General features: G+C 70.9%; 21 protein-coding genes. 11 read left to right on the top strand and 10 right to left on the bottom strand.

What is annotated here, in order from left to right; all coding sequences use genetic code 11:
• The first annotated feature begins 8 nt into the window (after nt 1-8).
• From ACFWFI_RS14325 to ACFWFI_RS14290, 8 genes are all read left to right on the top strand, one after another.
• Nucleotides 9-932, top strand: a complete 924-nt coding sequence (locus tag ACFWFI_RS14325) for a glutamate ABC transporter substrate-binding protein (protein WP_387389199.1) — start codon at nt 9-11, stop codon at nt 930-932.
• A gap of 142 nt (nt 933-1,074) precedes the next feature.
• Nucleotides 1,075-1,722: an amino acid ABC transporter permease gene (locus ACFWFI_RS14320; RefSeq protein WP_387389196.1), complete on the top strand. Its 648-nt coding sequence runs from the start codon at nt 1,075-1,077 to the stop codon at nt 1,720-1,722.
• The gene (locus ACFWFI_RS14315) at nt 1,719-2,651 is read left to right on the top strand and encodes an amino acid ABC transporter permease (protein WP_387389194.1); all 933 of its coding nucleotides are present in this window, start codon (nt 1,719-1,721) and stop codon (nt 2,649-2,651) included. Before ACFWFI_RS14320 ends, ACFWFI_RS14315 begins: the two co-directional genes overlap by 4 nt.
• A 343-nt stretch (nt 2,652-2,994) precedes the next feature.
• Complete coding sequence (locus ACFWFI_RS14310) at nt 2,995-4,629, top strand: FAD-dependent monooxygenase (protein WP_387389191.1); 1,635 nt, start codon at nt 2,995-2,997, stop codon at nt 4,627-4,629.
• Between the two features lie 32 nt (nt 4,630-4,661).
• A complete protein-coding gene (locus ACFWFI_RS14305) occupies nt 4,662-4,748 on the top strand; it encodes a putative leader peptide (RefSeq protein WP_311605579.1) in 87 nt (28 codons plus the stop codon).
• A gap of 75 nt (nt 4,749-4,823) precedes the next feature.
• Nucleotides 4,824-5,453 (top strand): cupin domain-containing protein, encoded by a 630-nt coding sequence (locus tag ACFWFI_RS14300; RefSeq protein WP_387389188.1) that lies wholly within the window; start codon nt 4,824-4,826, stop codon nt 5,451-5,453.
• The gene (locus ACFWFI_RS14295) at nt 5,450-5,902 is read left to right on the top strand and encodes a rhodanese-like domain-containing protein (protein WP_387389186.1); all 453 of its coding nucleotides are present in this window, start codon (nt 5,450-5,452) and stop codon (nt 5,900-5,902) included. The genes ACFWFI_RS14300 and ACFWFI_RS14295 overlap by 4 nt, the downstream gene beginning before the upstream one ends.
• Nucleotides 5,903-6,107: 205 nt before the next feature.
• Nucleotides 6,108-6,743, top strand: a complete 636-nt coding sequence (locus ACFWFI_RS14290; RefSeq protein WP_387389184.1) for a DUF6197 family protein — start codon at nt 6,108-6,110, stop codon at nt 6,741-6,743.
• Between the two features lie 290 nt (nt 6,744-7,033).
• Here the strand turns inward: ACFWFI_RS14290 and recX are convergent, their stop codons facing one another.
• The 4 genes from recX to ACFWFI_RS14270 all read right to left on the bottom strand — a co-directional run bounded on the left by recX (nt 7,034) and on the right by ACFWFI_RS14270 (nt 10,701).
• Nucleotides 7,034-7,726 carry a recombination regulator RecX gene (recX, locus tag ACFWFI_RS14285; protein WP_387389181.1) on the bottom strand — a complete coding sequence of 231 codons (693 nt, stop codon included), beginning with the start codon at nt 7,724-7,726 and terminating at the stop codon, nt 7,034-7,036.
• 3 nt (nt 7,727-7,729) lie between these two features.
• A complete protein-coding gene (gene recA / locus ACFWFI_RS14280; RefSeq protein WP_387389179.1) occupies nt 7,730-8,860 on the bottom strand; it encodes a recombinase RecA in 1,131 nt (376 codons plus the stop codon).
• Nucleotides 8,861-9,168: 308 nt separating this feature from the next.
• Nucleotides 9,169-10,299: an AI-2E family transporter gene (locus ACFWFI_RS14275; RefSeq protein WP_387389228.1), complete on the bottom strand. Its 1,131-nt coding sequence runs from the start codon at nt 10,297-10,299 to the stop codon at nt 9,169-9,171.
• A gap of 207 nt (nt 10,300-10,506) precedes the next feature.
• Nucleotides 10,507-10,701, bottom strand: coding sequence for a DUF3046 domain-containing protein (locus tag ACFWFI_RS14270; protein WP_387389177.1), 195 nt, complete (start codon nt 10,699-10,701; stop codon nt 10,507-10,509).
• An 80-nt stretch (nt 10,702-10,781) separates the two neighbouring features.
• Between ACFWFI_RS14270 and ACFWFI_RS14265 the strand changes: the two genes are divergently transcribed.
• Nucleotides 10,782-11,696 (top strand): hypothetical protein, encoded by a 915-nt coding sequence (locus ACFWFI_RS14265; RefSeq protein ID WP_387389174.1) that lies wholly within the window; start codon nt 10,782-10,784, stop codon nt 11,694-11,696.
• A gap of 11 nt (nt 11,697-11,707) precedes the next feature.
• Here ACFWFI_RS14265 and ACFWFI_RS14260 read toward each other — a convergent pair whose 3' ends face one another.
• The 3 genes from ACFWFI_RS14260 to ACFWFI_RS14250 are packed head-to-tail and all read right to left on the bottom strand — an operon-like array spanning nt 11,708 to nt 13,663.
• Nucleotides 11,708-12,013, bottom strand: a complete 306-nt coding sequence (locus tag ACFWFI_RS14260; protein ID WP_387389171.1) for an AzlD domain-containing protein — start codon at nt 12,011-12,013, stop codon at nt 11,708-11,710.
• Entirely contained in the window at nt 12,010-12,789 is a 780-nt protein-coding gene (locus tag ACFWFI_RS14255; protein ID WP_387389168.1) for an AzlC family ABC transporter permease, read from the bottom strand. Before ACFWFI_RS14255 ends, ACFWFI_RS14260 begins: the two co-directional genes overlap by 4 nt.
• A gap of 10 nt (nt 12,790-12,799) precedes the next feature.
• A complete protein-coding gene (locus tag ACFWFI_RS14250) occupies nt 12,800-13,663 on the bottom strand; it encodes an AraC family transcriptional regulator (RefSeq protein WP_387389166.1) in 864 nt (287 codons plus the stop codon).
• Between the two features lie 101 nt (nt 13,664-13,764).
• Between ACFWFI_RS14250 and ACFWFI_RS14245 the strand changes: the two genes are divergently transcribed.
• Together ACFWFI_RS14245 and ACFWFI_RS14240 are read left to right on the top strand one after the other, a co-directional pair.
• Nucleotides 13,765-18,477: an Lhr family helicase gene (locus tag ACFWFI_RS14245; RefSeq protein WP_387389163.1), complete on the top strand. Its 4,713-nt coding sequence runs from the start codon at nt 13,765-13,767 to the stop codon at nt 18,475-18,477.
• 57 nt (nt 18,478-18,534) lie between these two features.
• Nucleotides 18,535-19,341, top strand: coding sequence for an Fpg/Nei family DNA glycosylase (locus tag ACFWFI_RS14240; RefSeq protein WP_387389161.1), 807 nt, complete (start codon nt 18,535-18,537; stop codon nt 19,339-19,341).
• Between the two features lie 48 nt (nt 19,342-19,389).
• On the opposite strand, the gene ACFWFI_RS14235 is transcribed toward ACFWFI_RS14240, so the two are convergent.
• The 3 genes from ACFWFI_RS14235 to ACFWFI_RS14225 form a co-directional block, all read right to left on the bottom strand.
• Nucleotides 19,390-19,608, bottom strand: coding sequence for a hypothetical protein (locus ACFWFI_RS14235; RefSeq protein ID WP_387389160.1), 219 nt, complete (start codon nt 19,606-19,608; stop codon nt 19,390-19,392).
• A 251-nt stretch (nt 19,609-19,859) separates the two neighbouring features.
• Nucleotides 19,860-20,051 (bottom strand): CsbD family protein, encoded by a 192-nt coding sequence (locus tag ACFWFI_RS14230; RefSeq protein WP_387389157.1) that lies wholly within the window; start codon nt 20,049-20,051, stop codon nt 19,860-19,862.
• Nucleotides 20,052-20,091: 40 nt separating this feature from the next.
• Nucleotides 20,092-20,562 (bottom strand): Dps family protein, encoded by a 471-nt coding sequence (locus ACFWFI_RS14225; RefSeq protein WP_387389154.1) that lies wholly within the window; start codon nt 20,560-20,562, stop codon nt 20,092-20,094.
• Between the last annotated feature and the right edge of the window lie 181 nt (nt 20,563-20,743).

Genomic DNA, 20,743 nt, shown 5'->3' with positions numbered 1-20,743 from the left:
TTGTTCACATGAAGCTCCGCAAGTCGGCCGCCGTTGCGGCCATCGCTGTGCTCGCCCTGACCGCGACCGCCTGTGGCGGCAAGGAGGGCTCCGCCGGAGACAAGGCGTCGGGCGTCAAGCCCGGTTCGTCGGAGGCGCCGAAGCTGCCGACGTACACCGTCGCGACCGGTGTCGACCTGGACTCGCCTGCCTTCAAGGACGCGAAGAAGCGCGGCAAGCTGGTCATCGGCGCCAAGGCCGACCAGCCCTACCTCGGCTTCGAGGACCAGTCGACCAAGGAGCGCTCCGGCTTCGACATCGAGATCGCCAAGATGGTCGCGGCCGACCTCGGCTTCTCGGAGAAGCAGATCGAGTGGAAGACCGTCGACTCCGGTATCCGCGAGACGGCCATCTCCAAGGGCCAGGTCGACTACTTCGTCGGTACCTACACGATCAACGACGAGCGCAAGAAGCAGGTCGGCTTCGCGGGCCCGTACTACAAGGCCGGCGCGGACCTGCTGGTGCGCAAGGACGAGACGTCCATCACCGGCAAGGAGTCGGTGAAGGACAAGAAGGTCTGCTCGATCGTGGGCTCCACCCCGCTCCAGGAGATCAAGAAGCCTGAGTACGGCGCGCAGGTCGTCGAGCTGGCCAAGTACTCGGACTGTGTGCAGCAGCTCCTGACCAAGCAGGTCGACGCCGTCACCACCGACGACTCGATCCTCAAGGGTTACGCCGCCGCCAACTCCGGCAAGCTCAAGGTCGTCGGCAAGCCGTTCACGGACGAGCCCTACGGCGTCGGCCTGAACAAGGACGACAAGGTGCTCCGCGAGGCGGTCAACAAGTCGCTGGAGACCCACATCCAGGACGGCACGTACAAGAAGATCTACGAGGCCACCCTGGGTCTGTCGGGTTCGGAGTACACCGAGCCGCCGGCCATCGAGCGCTACTGACGCAGCTGTGTCGCTGACGTCCCGTCACTGACGCCTCCCGCGTGAGTGAGGCCGTCCCGTAGGCCGCCGTCCCTGAGCACGGCGGTCCACGGGGCGCCCCTTCCCCTGCCCTGATGCCGCTGACCGCCGACGCGGAGACCCCATGAACGTATTGCTCGACAACTTCCCGGAATACCGCGACGGCTTCATAGGCACCGTGTCGATCACCGTCATCAGCTCGGTCATCGCTCTGGTCCTGGGCGTCGCCATAGCCGGCTGCCGGGTGTCGCCCGTGCCGCCGCTGCGCTACTTCGGCACCGCTTGGGTGACCCTGCTGCGCAACACCCCGCTGACCCTCCTCTTCCTGATCTTCTTCTTCGTGGTGCCTGAGATCCTCTTCCCGGGCATGAGTCCCTTCCTGCTCGGCTCACTGGCCCTCGGCTTCTACACCTCCTCCTTCGTGTGCGAGGCGGTCCGGTCGGGCATCAACACCGTCCCCCTGGGGCAGGCCGAGGCCGCGCGCTCCATCGGTATGACGTTCACCCAGACCCTGCGGATCGTGGTCCTCCCGCAGGCCACCAGGTCCGTCATCCCGCCGCTGAGCAGCATCTTCATCGCCCTCACGAAGAACTCGGCGATCGCCGGTGCCTTCAGCGTCGCCGAACTCTTCGGGTGGCAGAAGCTGATGAGCGACCGGGGCTACGAGATCACGCCCGTCTTCATCTGGGTGGCCCTCGGCTACCTGGTCGTCACGTTTGCCATCAGCGGTCTCTTCCGGCTGCTCGAGCGCCGTATGGAGGTCGCCCGATGAGTGCCAGCGTTCTCTACGACGCACCGGGTCCCAAGGCCGCTGTCCGCAACCGGATCTACGCCGTGGTGGGAAGCCTCGCCATCCTGGCCCTGATCGGCGTCAGTGTGGTGCGGCTGTCCGACAAGGGGCACCTCGCCCCCGAGATGTGGGACATCTTCAACTACGCGGGCATCCGGCAGAACATCGCGGACGCCGTGCTCGCCACGCTCAAGGCCTTCGGTCTGGCAGCGGTCGGCTCGCTGATCCTCGGTGTCCTGCTCGCCGTCGGCCGGCTCTCCGACCACAAGCCGGTCCGCTGGTTCGCCATCACCTTCATCGAGCTCTTCCGCTCGATCCCGCTGCTGATCACCATCTATGCCATCTGGGTCGGCTTCCTCACCGACTACTCGATGTGGGCCCTGGCGCTCGGGCTGTCCGTCTACAACGGCTGTGTCCAGGCCGAGGTGCTGCGCGCGGGCATCAACTCCGTGCCCAAGGGCCAGAGTGAGGCTGCCTACGCCCTCGGGATGAGCAAGACCCAGGTCATGGTCAGCGTGCTGATGCCGCAGGCGGTCCGTGCGATGCTGCCGACGATCATCAGCCAGCTGGTGGTAACCCTCAAGGACACCTCGCTCGGCTTCATCATCCTGTACCCGGAGCTGCTCCAGACCGCGCGTCTGATCGCCTCCAACACGCAGGTCAACGCCCAGTACCCGTACGTCTCGACCATCGCGGTCATCGGCACGATCTACGTGACGATGTGTCTGATCCTGTCGGCGCTCGCCACCTGGATCGAGAAGCGCGGACGACGGGCCAAGACCGGTATCACGATGGCCGCGGCCGCCGAGACCCCGGGCATCCTGCCTGTCGGCAGCCTCTCGGAACCCCGCGCCGAGGACGGCCCGGCAGACGGGCCCGACGCCGACAAGGGGATCGGCAAGACAGACTGACGGATCAGGCGTCCGCATCTCCCGCAACGGGTGACGCGCCGTTCGCCGTCCCTCCGTCCACAGCAGCCCGTCGGTCCACCGGCGGGCTGTTCGGGTTCCCGGAGCCGCGCTTCCGGGGCGGGCACACCATGGGCGGCGCCCTGATCTCCGGTACGGCCGGAGACTCGGGAGCTGCATGGGTTGCGTGGGACGGCAACGCGGGCGTCCCGTCCTGCTGTCGCTTGACGCAGGCACCGGCAGTGGGTTGCATTCGTTCTGTGATCGCGTCCCGAACCACCGCCGCCGCGCCCCCCTCCTCCCTCTCCCCTGCGACCTCTTCGATCAGTGCGGGAGGGTTCGCACCGTGGACCCGGTGATCGTCGTCGGCGCCGGCCCGGTCGGGCTGACGCTGTCGCTCGCGCTCGCGGCGCAGGGCGTTCCCTCCGTCCTGCTCGACGAAGGGCCCGACAAGGACGAACCGCGTCCCGCGCGCACCGTCGTGCTGCGCGAGGACACCGCGGACCTGGTGAAACGGCTCGGCTGCTCGGCACTCCACGACGAGGGACTGCGGTGGTCGGGCTGGCGGTCCGTGCGGCGCAAGCAACTTGTGCGTGCCGTACCGCTGGGTGAGGAGGAGGGCAGCGTTCCTCTGCCCTCGCCCGTCCATCTGCCCCAGCACGCGCTCACCGGAGGCCTGCGGTCCGCGGTCGCGGCACAGGACCTGGTCACCATGGTGCCGTTCAGCAGGATCGACACACTGGAGCAGGATCCGCACGGGGTCACGGTGCACACCCGGGATCCCGGATCGACCTGGTGGCGCGGGAGTTACCTGGTGGGCTGCGACGGCGCGCGGTCCACCGTACGCAAGCTCCTGGACATCAGGTTCCCCGGCCGTACAGCGGTGGAACGGCATGCCGTCGCGGCGCTCCGTGCCCAACTGCCCTGGCCGGGCGAGGCCGTGCTGCACCGGGCTCCCCCGTGGCGTACCGGGGGCGCCGAAGTCACAGCGCGGCCGCTGCCCGACGGGATCTGGCGGCTGGACTGGCTCCTTCCGCCACGCGGCGAACTCGTCACCCCCGACGCCCTGATCACCAGGATCCGCGACACCCTGGAGGGCTGGTGCGGTGAGACTCCGGCTTACGAGCTGCTGGACACGGGCGTCTACACGCTGCACCACCGGCTGGCCAGGCGGTGGCGGTCCAAGCGTGCCTTCCTCGCCGGGGACGCCGCGCACCTGCTGGGCGCCCTCGGCACCCAGGGCCTGGACGAGGGGTTGCGGGACGCCGAGAACCTGGCCTGGAAACTGGCGCAGGCCTGGCACCAGAGTCCCTCCGAACTCCTCCTCGACAGCTACCAGGCCGAGCGCAGGGCCGCCGTCGCCTCCCGGCTGCGCGCCGCCGACCAGTCTCTGCCGATACTTCGGGGCGGTGCGGGTCTCCGGACGCTCGTACCCGGCGCCGCGCGCGGACACGACACGCTGCTGGCCGATGGCCATCTGGGCTGCGGGCCACTGGGGGCGCCCCCTTCGTACACGCACTCCCCCCTTTCACCTCAACGCGCCGATGGGCACGTATCGGTGGGGACGCCCCCCGGTGCGCCGGTCGTCGATGTACGGGTGACCGCGCCCGACGGGAAGGCCGTGCGGCTGCGCGACCGGCTGGGCCTGGGGCACCTGCTGGTGATCCTGGTCGCGCCGGGCACCGGGGTATGGGACAGGCGGCACTGGCTGACAGCGGGTGTCATGCCCCGGCTCGTCGACGCGGTGGACGCCCTTCCCGTGAAGGCCGAGCTGCTGGTGACCGAGAGCTACCCGGGGGCGACAGCCCACACGGTTTTGCTGGTCAGGCCGGACGGACATCTCGTCGCGGCCTTCAGTGGGGTGCGGCCCGCCGAGCTGTTCGCGGCGGCCGACACCGCGCGCGGGGGTAGTGCGGACACGGCGCTCGGCGACCAGTCGCGCACTACCGCGAGCTCCGACCGGACCGCGGACGTCAATTGACCGCCGCAGGCGCACATGGTGTACTCCAGATCATGACCGACACCGATGTGCGCCTGTGGCGGAGGGTCCATATGGACCTCGTCCGCTATGCGGGCTGCGTGTGTCGCCCGTCCTGCTGAATCGCCTCTCCCGGCACGCCCTGCTGATTTTCCGCACGGCTGTGCTTCCACGCGAACTTCTTCAGGACGGTCCCTGTGTCTGCTCCCTCTCCTTCCCTCCCCACACCCGCGTCCTCCGTCGGCACGGACGCGTCGGCCCCGGCCGCCGACGGCGCTGATGCCCCGGCCGCCGTCAGCGCGGACGCCCCGGCCACCAGCGGCGCTGGTGTCCCGGCCCCGACTGCCGCGGAACTGCTCGACTTCGTCCGCCGGACCGCGGAGGACACCGCGCTCGTCGCCTCACTCCCGCTCGATCCCGAGGGGCGTACCTGGCTCCGGCTCGAGGGCCCCGGCGGCAGCGAGGCGTGGCTGATCAGCTGGCCGCCCGGTACCGGCACCGGGTGGCACGACCACGCCGAGTCGGCGGGGGCGTTCACAGTCGCCGCGGGCGCCCTCCGGGAGCACTCACTCGCCGCACGGCTGCCCACCGATGGCTGGAAGACCCTCGAACTGAGCGAGGGCGTCGACCGGACCCGGCTCCTGGCGACCGGCCAGGGCAGGGCTTTCGGCCGGCACCATGTCCACGAGGTACTCAACGAGTCCGGACACGAGCACGCGGTGTCGGTGCACGCCTACTACCCGCCGCTGCCGCAGATCCGCCGCTACAGCCGCTCGGGAGCGGTGCTGCGCCTGGAGCAGACGGAGCGCCCGGAGGACTGGCAGTGAGCGGCGCGGACCAGGACCGGCAGGACCCGGTGGGCATCGACGAACTGCTCGAACGGGTGAGGGCCGGCTACGAGCGGGTCGGCCCCGAGGAGACCGCAGCCGCGGCTGCCGAAGGCGCGCTGCTGGTCGACATCCGCTACGCGGCGCTACGCGAGAAGGACGGGCTGATCCCCGGGGCTCTGGTCGTCGAGCGCAACGAGCTGGAATGGCGGCTGGATCCGCAAGGCAGCCACCGTGTCCCGCAGGCGGTGAGCCACGACCTGCGGGTCGTGGTGATCTGCAACGAGGGCTACGCCTCGAGTCTCGCGGTCGCCTCCCTGCGCCAACTGGGACTGCACCGGGCCACGGACCTGACCGGCGGATTCCAGGCGTGGCGCGCGGCCGGGCTGCCGGTCGCCCTCTGGCAGGAAGCACCCCCGGCCGCCGGTGACCGCCCTACGCACACGTGACCGGCCTCCCGCTTCGGCGCCCGGCCTGCCTCGATAGCCGGCCCCGGGCGGAAGGGCCGGCGGGCTGTCGCCGGCCCTTCGGCTGCGGACAGGACCGAATGACTCTCTGACCCACCCGAACGCTCCTCTCCAGTGGAGCAATCGCCGCGCGCGACGGACATTCACCTCATCACTGAGGACCGGAATGTACGGAGATGTCGCGCCGATGGAAACCGCTCAGCTCACCCCGGACCAGCTCGACGCACAGTCCTCCCGGCTTCACGACACGGACGCGTGGCAGCGCATCGTCACCGGCTGGGAGCGCACCGCACAGGAGCCCGATCCCCCGGCGCCCGTACCGGCCGGTGACTCACAGCTCGTGCGCCCGGGCGACTGGCGCGATCTGCTGTCCGTGCCCGTCGACCGGCTCATCGAGGACTCCCTGCGGACCCTGCCCGCACGGCAGCCCCGCGAGCGCCCGCTTCCCGGCCGCCTCGGCGCAGTGCTGCCCGAGCGTCTGCACTCCTGGCGCCGAATCGGACAGCCCGATGTGCGCCCGTCCACTCACCTCGGCTACGCGCGGCAGATTCTGACCGAGTGGGGCTGGCAGAACACCCCCTACCGCCTGCGCAACGCCCGTGGGGCACGCTGCGTCTGCGGAGCCATGCTGACCGCTCATCGACTCGGCTACGGGTCGCTCGACACCGTCGACCGGGCCGGCGCCTGGCTCATCACCGAGCTTCGCGCGCAGGGCTGGACCGGTCTGATCGGCCCGTGGAACCGCCATCCCGGCCGCACCGCCGCAGACGCACTGGCCCTGATCGACGCCACGATCCGCCGGGCGTCCCTGGCAGGGCACTGAGCCCGGCCGCCGGGGCGTCCGTCGCAGGGCACTGAGCGCGGCCGCCCAGTGTTCCCGTCCGGAGACCAGCGCGGTCGGCGGACGCCCCTGCCCGGCACCGTGCGCGGTCGGCGGACGCCGCTGCCCGGCACCGCGCGCGGTCGGCCGGCGGTGGCCCCCTCCGCCACCGCCGCAGACCCGTTCACGTGACCTGTGCGCCCGCTCCCCGATACCCGTCCCCCGTGCACGTCGACCGCCGCACTGCCCCGCACCGCAGGCCGACGCACTCCCCGCTTCTCCCGGCTCGCCGGTCAGAAGGGTTCGTCCAGCCCTTCCGTGTCCTCCCCCTCCGCCTCGATCGCCTGACGCACCACGCGCAGGGCCATCCCCTCGCCGTACCCCTTGCGCGCGAGCATGCCCGCGAGCCGGCGCAGACGCTTGTCTCGGTCCAGTCCCCGGGTGGCACGGAGCTTTCGCGCGACGAGCTCCCGGGCGGTCTCCTCCTCCTGTTCGGGGTCGAGCTGCCCGACCGCCTCGTCGATCACCGCCGGGTCCACCCCCTTGGTGCGCAGCTCCCGCACGAGGGCACGGCGGGCCAGCCCCCTGCCGTGATGCCGGGACTCGACCCAGGCGTCCGCGAACGCCGCGTCGTCGATCAGCCCCACGTCCTCGAACCGCGAGAGCACTTCCTCCGCCACCTCGTCGGGGATCTCCCGCTTGCGCAGCGCGTCCGCCAGCTGCTGACGGGTCCGTGGGGTCCCGGTCAGCAGCCTGAGACAGATGTTGCGCGCCTGCTCGACCGGGTCTCGCGGTTCCCCCTTCTCAGCCCTCGGCGAGGAAGGGGAACCGCTGCTCCTGGAGCGGGAGCGGGAACGACGGCCCCCGCCCTCGCCGAACCCGGCCCCCCGGCCGGGCTCCGAGGGGCCCCCGGACGGCTCTGCGGCGTACTCGGGGCCGGGACCCGCACCGGCGTCGGTGCCCGGCCACTCCGTGCGACGCGTCACGGCCTAGCTCTTGGCCGCCGCCGCCTTGGCGGGCTTGGCCTTGGTCGCGGGAGCCGGCACCGACTTGGCGGCCCCGTCAGCCGGTGCGCCTGCGGTGACCGCGGCATCGGCCGCGGGCTCCGCCGCAGCCTCCTCCGGACGGACACCGACGCCGAGCTTGTCGAGGATCTTCTTCTCGATCTCGTCGGCGAGGTCGGGGTTGTCCTTGAGGAAGTTGCGGGAGTTCTCCTTGCCCTGGCCGAGCTGGTCGCCCTCGTACGTGTACCAGGCGCCGGCCTTGCGGACGAAGCCGTGCTCCACGCCCATGTCGATCAGACCACCCTCACGGCTGATGCCCTGCCCGTAGAGGATGTCGAATTCGGCCTGCTTGAACGGGGGCGCCACCTTGTTCTTGACGACCTTGACGCGGGTGCGGTTACCCACGGCGTCGGTGCCGTCCTTCAGCGTCTCGATCCGGCGGATGTCCAGACGCACCGAGGCGTAGAACTTCAGCGCCCGGCCACCGGTCGTGGTCTCCGGGGAGCCGAACATCACTCCGATCTTCTCGCGCAGCTGATTGATGAAGATCGCGGTGGTCTTGGACTGGTTGAGCGCGCTGGTGATCTTACGGAGAGCCTGGCTCATCAGACGGGCCTGCAGACCCACGTGCGAGTCGCCCATCTCACCCTCGATCTCCGCACGGGGCACCAGGGCCGCGACGGAGTCGATGACGATCAGGTCGAGCGCGCCGGAGCGGACCAGCATGTCCACGATCTCCAGCGCCTGCTCGCCGTTGTCCGGCTGCGAGAGGATGAGGTTGTCGATGTCGACGCCCAGCTTCTTCGCGTACTCCGGGTCCAGAGCGTGCTCCGCGTCGATGAACGCCACCGAGCCGCCGAGCTTCTGCGCGTTCGCCACGGCGTGCAGCGTCAGCGTCGTCTTGCCGGAGGACTCCGGTCCGTACACCTCCACCACACGGCCGCGCGGGAGACCGCCGACGCCGAGCGCGACGTCGAGCGCGGTGGACCCGGTGGGGATCACCTCGATCGGCTCGTTCGGCCGCTCACCGAGGCGCATCACCGCGCCCTTGCCGAATTGCCGTTCAATCTGTGCGAGTGCGGCGTCCAGCGCCTTCTCGCGGTCGGTTCCTGCCATGGGTTCCACCCGATTTGCTTGAGTCGATCGCTTCACGTCACAGACGCTAACCCCTGCCACTGACAATGGGCCTCGACGTCCTCCCGGCCTGTGGACAACTCCACGGCCGGACCCGGCAAAACCCGGCCGGAATCCCATGAGAATGGATGTTCGATTTCAGTGTCAAGCGCACCACGCCGGGCCGACATGGACGAGGGTAGCCGCTTATAGCAGTCAGTATCGAGCAAGTCAATGAACTGTGACAGACCACACGTCGGATTCAGGCGATTGAGGGCATCCCGTGCGACCTTCGAGGAATCGGCGGTGCGTCAGCGCCGGCCGCCCCCGCCACCGCCCCGCACCACGCCGCGGATCCTCGACAGCACCGGCCGGCCACGGCGCCAGCGGTGGCCGCCATGCACCCTCGGGTCGTCCATCACGTCGTAGCGCTTCACGTACGCGCCCAGGAACGCCTGAAGCGTCGCGACGGCCGGAATGGCGATCAGCGCCCCGACGGCGCCCATCAGCGCGGTGCCCGCGACCACCGAGCCGAAGGCGACCGCGGGGTGGATGTCGACCGTCTTGGACGTGAGCTTCGGCTGCAGGGCGTAGTTCTCGAACTGCTGGTAGACCACGACGAAACCGAGCACCCACAGCGCGTACCAGGGGTCGACGGTGAAGGCGATCAGCATGGGCAGCGCACCGGCCAGATACGTGCCGATCGTGGGGATGAACTGCGAGACGAGTCCGACCCAGACCGCGAGTGCGGGTGCGTAGGGCACACCGAGGACCACCAGCAGGATGTAGTGCGCCGCTCCGGAGATCAGCGCCATCAGTCCGCGCGAGTAGATGTACCCGCCGGTCTTGTCGACCGCGATCTCCCAGGCGCGCAGGACCTCGGTCTGCCGGGAGGGCGGCAGCACGGAGCACAGCGCGCGCCGCAGCCGGGGACCGTCGGCAGCGAAGTAGAACGAGAACAGGAAGATCATCAGAAGACGGAACAGCCCGCCCAGCACGGTGGTGGAGACGTCGAGCACGCCGGTCGCGCTGTTCTGCACATATCTCTGGAGCCAGTCGGAGTGCAGCAGGCTGTCCTGCACCTCGACCCGGGAGAGCTCCGTGTGGAAGGTCTGATTGACCCAGTTGATCACCGAGTCGAGGTACTTGGGGAACTCCTCGACCATGTCGACGATCTGGCCGGCGAGCATCGAGCCGAGCAGGACGACGAAACCGACCCCGGCGATCAGCACGGCGAGGAAGACCAGGAAGGTGGCGAGTCCCCGGCGCATCCCGCGTCCCGCCATGCGGCTGACGGCCGGCTCGATGGCCAGCGCGAGGAAGAAGGCGATGAGGACGTTGGTCAGCAGCCCGATGAGCTGGTAGAAGGCCCAGCTGCCCAGCTGGAAGCACCCGTAGAGCGCCAGGGCCAGGACCATCGCGCGCGGCAGCCAGCCGGGCATGCGGACGGGGCCGGCGCCGGGCGGCGGAGGGGGTGGTGCGGCGGGCGGGACGGGCGGTGAGGCGGGCGGCTGGGTCTGGGCGGTCTCGTCTGTCGGTGCCACGGGACAAGTCTCGCTCACCGCGGTGACAGTCGGCCGCGCGGCCCGTCGGCGGCCCGCGCGGGTGACCAGGCGACGCGTTCGTGCCGGAGCGCGGTGCCCCGTCGATCAGCGCTTGTCGGGGGGCACGCCGACCGCCGAGCAGACCCCGCGCCAGACGTCCTTGGCCTCCCAGCCCGCGGCGAGGGCGTCGTGCACCGTACGACCGCCGAGCTCCGCCATGACGTGATCCCGCGCGAAGGAGTCGGCGTACGTCTCGCCGAAGTGATCCGCCATCCGTTCCCAGAAAATCGTCAACCGCATGCCCTCAGTATCCCGCTCCTGAGAGTGCAGCCGGGCCCGGAGGGGCCTGCCGGCGGCGTTTTCCCCTCTACGGTCGGTGCATGGCTGGAACCGGAGCACATTCCCTCGCCCGCGCCGAGCAGTTCATCTGGCTCACCGCACGCGTTCTCGAGCAGCGGCGGTTCGCCCACCTCTTCCTGGGAGGGAGCGCGGACATCGTCGAAACCGCGCTCGCCGCCTATCGGAACGAGGACGGCGGCTATGGTCACGGGCTCGAACCCGATCTCCGCGGACCTGTGAGTCAGCCACTGCACACCGCTCACGCGCTGAGCGTTCTCGACTCGATCGGTCGCTGCGGCGGTCTGCGCGTGGAGCGGATCTGCCGCTATCTGACGGACGTATCGACCAAGGAAGGCGCACTGCCCGCGCTCCACCCCTCCCAGCGCGGCTACCCCGCGGCCCCCTTCATCCCCGTCGTCGACGACCCGCCCGCCGAACTGCTGGCGACCGGCCCGGTGGTCGGACTGCTGCACCGTAATCAGGTGTGGCATGCCTGGCTCTTCCGGGCCACCGACTTCTGCTGGGCCGCCGTCGACGCTCTGGAGCAGTCCCACCCGTACGAGATCGAGGCGGCCGTCGCCTTCCTCGACGGCGTCCCCGACCGTGCGCGTGCCGAGTCCGCCGCCGAACGGCTGGGGAAGCTGGTGCGCGAACAGCGCCTGGTGGTGCTGGATCCGCAGCGCCGCGCGGAATACCCGGTGGCCCCCGGTTACGCCTCGGGGGAACACCATTTCCCCTACGACTACGCCCGCACACCCGGGTCGCTCGCCCGCGGCTGGTTCAGCGACGGCGAACTGGAGAGCTCCCTGGATCATCTGGCGGCCGAACAGCAGGAGGACGGAGGCTGGCCCGTCAACTGGCGGCAGTGGGCACCCGGAACGGCCCTGGAGGGCCGCCCGATCGTGACGCTCAAAGCTCTGCAGACCCTCCGGGAGTACGGTCGTGGTCTGCGCTGATCGGTCCCGCCTCAGAGCAGGGCGCGAGCGACGGCCGTGACCACGACCGCAGCGCCGACGACCACCAGGAAGGGAGCCCGCAGGACGAGGGCGAGCGCCGCCGCGGCAAGCCCCGCCGCTCTGGCGTCCAGCACCAGCTGCTGTCCGTCGCCGAAGGTCTGCTGGGCGGTGAGGGCCGCGAGCAGCGCCACCGGCAGGAGCGCTGCCAGTCGTTGCACAAGGGGGCGTTCCAGGACTCCGGCGGGGACCAGGAGCCCCAGGAGCTTCGCGAGGTAGCAGCCGACGGCGGTGAGCCCGATGGCGATCCAGATGCTCATCGGCCCTCCCCGGGCTTCCCGCCGTCGGCGACGGTTTCGTCCGTGCTGCTCCTGCCGCGGCCCTTCAGGACGAGGACGACCGGGGCCGCCAGGGCGGACACGAGTACGGGCACGCCCGCCGGCAGTACCGGCAGAAGGCCGAGCACCAGCAGGACCGCGAGCCCGGCTGTGACGCGCTCAGTGGTGTTCTTCAGCATCGGCGCGAGCAGTGCGAGGAACACGGCGGGGCTGGCGGCGTCCAGCCCCCAGGCGTCGGTGTCACCGAGCGCCTCCGCCCCGAGCGCGCCGACCAGCGTGGTCAGGTTCCACAGGGCGTAGAGGGTGAGCCCGGTGACGGTGAAACCGATGCGCGCGGCGCGCCTGGTGGGCTGGGGCAGGGTGACAGCGGTCGTCTCGTCGATGACCCATTGGGCGGCGAGGGGGCGCAGGACGCGCGGCAGTGCGAGGAGCTGCGACAGCCGCAGCCCGTAGAAGGCGTTGCGGATACCCAGGAAGAACGCTCCGGCCGCGGCGGTGTAGGGGTTGCCGCCGGCCGCGAGTGCGCCGACGAGGGCGAACTGGGAGGCGCCGGTGAAGACGAGGAGACTCAATGCGCAGGTCTGGAGAAGGGTGAGTCCGGAGCCTGCCGAGGTCACGCCGAAGGCGAATCCGGAGAGACCCACGGCTATGCCCACGCCGAGGGCGTCCCGGACGACTGCGCCGTCCGGCTTCTCCGTGCCCGCGCCCCGCGCATCAGGGGCGCCGGTGCTCTGAGGGGGTGCTGTCTGTTCTGCCACGCCCGGAACGCTACGGGGAGAGGTCTCTGCCGGTCTTGTACGTTCTTGCACGCTCACGCTGGTAGGCGCCCGGAGGAACCCCGACGATCCGGGTGAAGTGGCGGTTGAGATGGGGCTGGTCGGTGAAGCCGACGGCGGCGGCCGCATCGGCGGGTGCGGTCCCCGCGTCGAGCATGCGCCGCGCACGGCGCACCCGGGCGTCGGTGAGCCAGGTGTGCGGGGGCATCCCGTACTGCTTCTTGAAGGCACGCAGCAGCGCGAACGGGCTGGTGCCCAGCTCGGCGGCGAGCGCTTCCAGGGTGGGCGGGCGCTCCATCCGCTCCTCCAGCGCCGCCCGCGCGCGTGCGGCGTCGCGGGCACCGGCGAAGTGCGTCGCCCTGGTCGGCAGCACGCTTCCGTGGCGGTCGAGGAGCCGGGCGACCAGGACGCGCAGGACGCTGTCGGCGGCCAGGGCGTTGCCCTCCTCGGCCGCACGGTGGACCTCGGTGATCAGCCGGGCGGCAGACGGGTCCCGCACTCCCGTCTCGGTGAAACCGACGGTGCCGCGGAGGCTCGTCAGGTCGGCCGCGATGTCGTTGATCACCTGGGCCGACGGGTAGAGCGTGGCGTAGACCCACCCTTCGGGCACCCCGGCGCGGGCGGTGTGCGGCACTTCCGGATTGATCATGACCACGGTCCCGGGGCCGGCGTGCACGGTGCCGCCGGGAAGGCCGACGTCCTCGACACCGCTGGTGATCGTGCCGAAGACGAAGCCCTCGTGACTGTGGCGCGGAAAGGTGTGGCGGACGTACCGGGCACGCAGCAGATCGAGATGGGGCAGCTCGGCGTACTGCCAGTACCTCGCCCATTCCTGTGTCGTGTCCACCTCCGCCATACTCGCATTCTCGCAGGTCCAGGCGGTGGGCGAAGCCCGGAATGGGGAGCAGCGGGCACGTCCACCGGCCGTTGTCAGTGGCGGGGTGCACGATGGGGGGCATGGCAGGTTCCGCACTCGATTCGTTCTCGCCCGCGACCCGCAGCTGGTTCGCGGGCGCCTTCGACGCGCCCACCGCGGCGCAGGAGGGTGCCTGGCGGGCCATCGGCGAGGGTTCGGACGTGCTGGTCGTCGCACCGACCGGATCGGGCAAGACACTCGCCGCCTTTCTCGCCTCCCTCGACCGGCTGGCGGCTGTCCCGCCGCCCGCCGAGGCGAAGAAGCGCTGCCGCGTGCTGTACGTCTCGCCGATGAAGGCGCTCGCCGTCGACGTGGAGCGGAATCTGCGTTCACCGCTGACCGGGATCCGTCAGGAGTCGGTGCGCCTGGGCCTGCCCGAGCCGGAGGTTCGGGTCGGGATCCGTTCCGGCGACACCCCGCCGGCCGAGCGCCGTTCGATGGCGACGAAACCCCCGGACATCCTGATCACCACTCCCGAATCGCTGTTCCTGATGCTCACCTCCTCGGCCCGGGACGCGCTGGCCGGGGTCGAGACGGTGATCGTGGACGAGGTGCACGCCGTCGCGGGCACCAAGCGCGGTGCCCATCTCGCCGTGTCCCTGGAGCGTCTGGACGAGCTGTTGCCGCGTCCCGCGCGGCGCATCGGGCTGTCGGCGACGGTCCGACCGGTCGACGAGGTCGCGCGGTTCCTGTCGCCGCAGCGGAAGGTGTCCATCGTCCAGCCCCCGTCCGCCAAGGAGTTCGACCTCTCCGTCGTGGTTCCGGTGGAGGATCTCGGCGAGCTGAGCGGCTCCCCCGCCACGGGTGACGAGGGCAGCCAGGCGGAGAAGCCGTCGATCTGGCCCCATGTCGAGGAGCGGATCGCCGATCTGGTCCAGTCCCACCGCTCCACGATCGTCTTCGCCAACTCCCGGCGGCTTGCGGAGCGCCTTTGCAACCGGCTGAACGAGATCGCCTACGAGCGGGCGACCGGCTCCGCGTTCGAGGAGGAGCCGGGAGCCGGCGGGTCGCTGCCCGAGGCCCATTCGCCGGCCGAGATCATGGCCCAGTCCGGGGCCGCCAAAGGCGCGCCGGCCCTCCTCGCCCGTGCGCATCACGGCTCGGTGTCCAAGGAGCAGCGCTCCCAGGTCGAGGAGGACCTCAAGGCGGGACGGCTGCCCGCCGTGGTCGCCACTTCCAGCCTGGAGCTGGGGATCGACATGGGCGCGGTCGACCTGGTGATCCAGGTCGAGTCGCCGCCGTCCGTGGCCTCGGGACTGCAGAGGGTGGGACGTGCCGGACACCAGGTCGGCGCCGTGTCCACCGGTGTGGTCTTCCCCAAGTACCGCGGTGACCTGGTGCAGGCGGCCGTGGTCACCGAGCGGATGCGTGAGGGAGCCATCGAGGCTCTGCGCATCCCGTCCAACCCATTGGACGTGCTCGCCCAGCAGATCGTCGCCACGGTCGCGCTCGACAGCTGGCAGGCCGACGACCTGCTCGCCCTGGCCCGCCGGGCGGCCCCCTTCGCCTCGCTCCCCGAATCCGCGTTCACCGCCGTGCTCGACATGCTCGCCGGACGCTATCCGTCGGACGCCTTCGCGGAGTTGCGGCCCCGCGTGGTGTGGGACCGCGTCACCGGTTCGGTCACGGGCCGCCCCGGTGCCCAGCGGCTCGCCGTCACCTCGGGCGGCACCATTCCCGACCGCGGGCTCTTCGGCGTCTTCCTGGCCGGTGCGGACCCGAAGAAGGGCGGTGGACGCGTCGGTGAGCTGGACGAGGAGATGGTCTACGAGTCCCGGGTCGGCGACGTCTTCACGCTGGGCACCACATCCTGGCGGATCGAGGACATCACCAGGGACCGTGTCCTGGTCTCGCCCGCCCCCGGAGTCCCGGGCAGGCTGCCGTTCTGGAAGGGCGACCAGCTGGGCCGCCCGCTGGAGCTGGGCCGTGCGCTGGGCGCGTTCCTCCGCGAGCTCGGGGGACTGTCCGCCGAGGACGCCAGGCTCCGGCTGCTCGCCGCCGGGCTCGACGCCTGGGCGGCGGACAACATCCTGTCCTACCTCGACGAGCAGCGCCGGGCCTGCGGCCACGTCCCGGACGACAGGACCGTCCTCGTCGAGAGGTTCCGGGACGAGCTGGGCGACTGGCGGATCGTGGTGCATTCGCCGTTCGGGGCCCAGGTGCACGCCCCTTGGGCACTCGCCCTGTCCGCCCGGCTCGGCGAGCGGTACGGCATGGACGCACAGGTCATGCACGCGGACGACGGCATCGTGCTGCGGCTGCCCGACGCCGATCTGATGGGCCTCGACCTGCTCGACTTCGATCCGGTCCAGGCGGACGGGGGCGGGGCCGGCGGCGCCCCGGGGCGCAATGGCGCCGGCCCGGGTTTCCCCGCCGCGGGACACGACAGCGATCAGCCCCCTGTCGGGGCCACCGATGTGGTGTTCGACAAGGGAGAGATCAGCCAGGTCGTCACCGAACAGGTCGGCGGATCCGCGCTGTTCGCCTCACGGTTCCGCGAATGCGCCGCGCGTGCGCTGCTGTTGCCCCGGCGCAGTCCGGGAAAGCGCACTCCTCTGTGGCAGCAGCGTCAGCGTGCCTCCCAGCTGCTCCAGGTGGCCTCCGAGTTCGGCTCGTTCCCGATCGTCCTCGAAGCCGTCCGCGAATGCCTTCAGGACGTCTTCGACGTCCCTGGTCTCGCCGAGCTGATGGGCGACCTGGAGGCGCGCCGGATCCGCCTGGTCGAGGTGACCACGCCCGAGCCGTCACCGTTCGCCCGCTCGCTCCTCTTCGGCTATGTCGCACAGTTCCTGTACGAGGGCGACTCGCCCCTCGCCGAGCGGCGGGCGGCAGCCCTCTCGCTCGACTCCCATCTCCTGGCGGAGCTGCTCGGCCAGGCGGAGCTGCGCGAGCTGCTCGACGCCGACGTCCTCGGCGAACTGGAGCGGGAGCTCCAGTGGCTGACCGATGACAGGAAGATCAAGGACGTCGAGGGAGTCGCCGATCTGCTGCGCGTCCTCGGCCCCCTCACCGACGCCGAACTGGCGGAGCGCGGCGCCGAGACCGCCTGGGCACCGGAGCTGGAGGCGTCCCGGCGCGCCATCCGGGTCCGCCTCGGCGGAGCTGCCCATTGGGCGGCCGTCGAGGACGCGGGCCGACTGCGCGACGCACTCGGCACCGCGCTCCCGGTAGGAGTTCCGGAGGCGTTCACCGAGCCGGTCAAAGACCCTCTCGGCGACCTCCTCGCCCGGTACGCCCGTACGCACGGCCCGTTCACCAGCACACAGGCGGCGAGCCGTTTCGGTCTCGGCACCGCTGTCACGGACGGAGCGCTTCAGCGGCTCGCCGCGTCGGGCCGCGTCGTCCAGGGCGAGTTCCACCCCGCGGGCATCGGCCAGGAGTGGTGTGATGCCACGGTCCTGCGGCGGCTGCGCCGCCGTTCGCTCGCCGCGCTCCGCCAGGAGCTGGAGCCTGTTCCTCCCGCCGCGCTGGCCGGCTTCCTCCCCCAGTGGCAGCACCTCGGCGACAACAGCCTGCGCGGGATCGACGGACTGGCCCGCGCCATCGAGCAGTTGCAGGGCGCCCCGGTTCCCGCGTCCGCCCTGGAGAAGCTGATCCTGCCGAGCCGCGTCGCCGGGTACACCCCCGCAATGCTCGACGAGCTCACGACCACCGGCGAGGTCGTCTGGGCCGGTGCGGGCGCCCTCCCCGGCAAGGACGGCTGGCTCTCCCTCTATCCGGCCGACAGCGCGCCCCTGCTCCTCCCGCCGCCTCACCCGCTGGAGGAGACCGCGTTGCACGAGTCGGTTCTCACCGCCCTTTCCGGCGGGTACGGGCTCTTCTTCCGCCAGATCGCCGATCAGGTCCGGGCCACAACCCACCCGGACTGCACCGATCCCCAGCTGGCCGACGCACTCTGGGACCTGGTCTGGTCCGGCCGTCTCACCAACGACACGCTCGCCCCGCTGCGTTCGCTCCTGGGCTCGGGGCGCACGGCCGGATCCACCGCGCACCGCGCGAGGCGCAATGTTCCACGCGGCCGTTACGGGTCGCTGACCGCGGCAGCCCGTCCCGCGTCCCGCACCGGTCCGCCGACCGTGTCGGGGCGCTGGTCGCTGCTGCCCCCTGCGGAGCCCGAGCCCACCCATCGCGCGCATGCCCTGGCCCGGACGCTCCTCGACCGCCACGGCGTGGTGACCCGCGGCGCGGTGCAGGCCGAGGGCGTCGAGGGTGGGTTCTCGGCGGTCTACCGCATCCTTGCCGCGTTCGAGGACAGCGGGCAGGCCCGTCGTGGCTATGTCGTCGAGGGGCTGGGGGCGGCACAGTTCGCCATGGACGGCGCCGTGGACCGTCTCAGGGCGGCCTCCACCGCCCGCGACCGGGCGGACCCCGGCTCGGCTCCCCGCGCCCTGGTCCTCGCTGCGGCCGATCCTGCCAACGCGTACGGTGCCGCTCTGTCCTGGCCCGAGTCGCCGGACGGCGCGGGACACAAGCCCGGCCGCAAGGCGGGCGCGCTGGTGGTCCTCGTGGACGGCGAGCTGACGCTCTACATGGAGCGCGGCGGCAAGTCCCTTCTCGCGTGGCCCACCGATCCCGCCGACCCGGCACTCCGCGCCGCCGCCGAGGCGCTCGCGTCGGCGGCACGCGCGGGGACGCTCGGCACGGTCACGGTGGAGCGCACCAACGGCGCCTCTTCCCTCACATCTCCGCTGGGAAAGACCCTGGAGGCCGCAGGATTCCTGGCCACACCGCGAGGTCTGCGGCTGCGCGCCTGAGGGCGGCTTCGGCGCGGAGAAGGACCGCGCACAGACGTGTCCGCGCATCATGGATGCATGCCCGAAGGTGACACCGTCCTGCAGACCGCCCTGCGTCTCGACTCCGCGCTCGGCGGCCGGGTGCTGACCGTCTCAGATCTGCGGGTCCCACGGTTCGCCACAGCCGACCTGACCGGCCGTACGGTGCTGGGCGTCACGGCGCGCGGCAAGCATCTGCTCGCCCGCTTCCAGGGCGGTCTCACTCTGCACAGCCATCTGCGCATGGAGGGCGCCTGGCGCGTGTACGACCACGGCGAGCGTTGGCGAGGCGGCCCCGACCACCAGATCCGTGCCGTGCTCGCCACCGCGGAACACACCGCCGTCGGCTACCGGCTGCCTGTCCTCGAGCTGCTCCGCACCGAGGACGAGGAGCAGGTCGTCGGCCACCTCGGCCCCGATCTGCTGGGGACGGACTGGGACCCGGACACCGCTCTGCGCAATCTGCTCGCCGACACCGGCCGCCGCATCGGGGACGCGCTCCTGGACCAGCGCAATCTGGCCGGCATCGGCAACGTCTACATGTGCGAGCTCTGCTTCATGGCCCGTGCGACACCCTGGCTCCCGATGGGCGAGCTGCCCCTGCCCATCGCCACCCGCCTGGTCAGCACGGCCAGGCAGCTCCTGGAGGCCAACCGCGACCGTCCGATGCGGACCACGACCGGGGCCACCGCGGCCATGTCCCGCAGGCTCACAGGGGAGCGCCTCTTCGTCTACGGAAGGGCCGGCCGCCCCTGTCTGCGCTGCCGCACACCCATCCGCAAGACGGTCCGCGACAACCGTCCCACCTACTGGTGCCCGCACTGCCAGTCCGGGCCCACCGGCTGAAGAAGCCTCTGCCCGGCCGCCCGCCGGTACCTGATGCCCACCGAGGGGCTAGGGGGATATGTCCGTCCGGTCCGCTCCGGACTCGTCGGCAACTCGCTCCGGCCGCACAGCGGCCGCCACATGTACCGGCAGGAGGCTCAGCCCCCACCCCCCGGCCGCCACCGCGCCCTCGACCAGTCCGGCGTGTTCCGGCTCCAGAACCAGCCGCAGCACCGCCCACCACCAAGCGCCGCCGAGGACGAGCGCCGGCACCCACCGCCGCACCATGGCTGCCTCCTCCGGCCGACGCTAGTACGGCACGATCTCCTGACGGGAGGGCGCACCGGTGCACTACCGGCGTGCGCGGCGCGAACGGAACGACGGTGCGCGCCCTCTCCTGGGCCGCTACGGAGAGAGGTGAACCCCGCGGCCCTCCCCCGCAGTTTCCCCCGGGTCGGCGCCGGCTGCATCCCGCGGACCCGCACATGCCGGTGCCCCCGGGATCGGAATCCGCGGGGGCACACCGGTGGGTGAATCTCTCACTTGTCGTCGTCGGTGAGGGAGTCCTTCACGCCCTTGGCTCGGTCGCCGGTGGCACCCAGGGCTCCCTCCGCCTTGGCCTTGGCCTGGTCGGACTTGCCTTCGGCCTCCTTGCGGCGGTCGCCGGTGACCTTCCCGGTCGCTTCCTTGGCCTTGCCCTTGAGCTTGTCCATGGCCTTCTTGTCCGTCACGGCGATTCCTTCCTCGAGTTCGAGGTTCAGGCGTTCGAGTTCAGGCACTCTCCGCCTGGAACATCCATGCGTGCTTCTCGAGATCCGCAGTGAGCGTGATCAGGATGTCCTGGCTGATGGGGTCGGGTTCGTCGGTCGCCTCGATCCGCTCCCGCATGCGGTCGATGACCACCCGGAGGGCGTCGACGAGCACACGTACCGCATCCACGTCCTTGATCCAGCCGTCGGGCACGGCCTCGATGGCAGTGGTCTTCGCGAGCGTCCGGGAGCGGCCGTCCGGATTGACGCCGACCGCGGAAGCCCTCTCCGCGACCGTGTCCGAATGCTGACGCGCCGTGTCGACGACCTCGTCGAGCTGAAGGTGCACGGAGCGGAAGCGCGGGCCGACCACATTCCAGTGGACCTGCTTGGCCACCAGGGAGAGATCGACCAGGTCGACCAGCGCGCCTTGCAGCGCGTCTCCCACGACCTTGCGGTCTCCCTCGGACAGGGCGCTCTTCACGACAGACATGCACTTCTCCGTTCAGATAGCTGTTCGCCTTACCATCTGTCCACAATGTCACATATGGAGCGAAACGGTCATCCAGGTGGTTGTCCCGGAGAATCGACCTCCGGCCTCACTCCGCGCCTGCCCCGCGAACGGCCCCGCACACACCCGGTACGCGAAAGCCCCGGCCGACCCCGTGAGGGGT

This window comes from Streptomyces sp. NPDC060209, assembly GCF_042728155.1.
Classification (GTDB): Bacteria; Actinomycetota; Actinomycetes; order Streptomycetales; family Streptomycetaceae; genus Streptomyces.
This window is presented reverse-complemented; position numbering and strand designations above follow the sequence as displayed.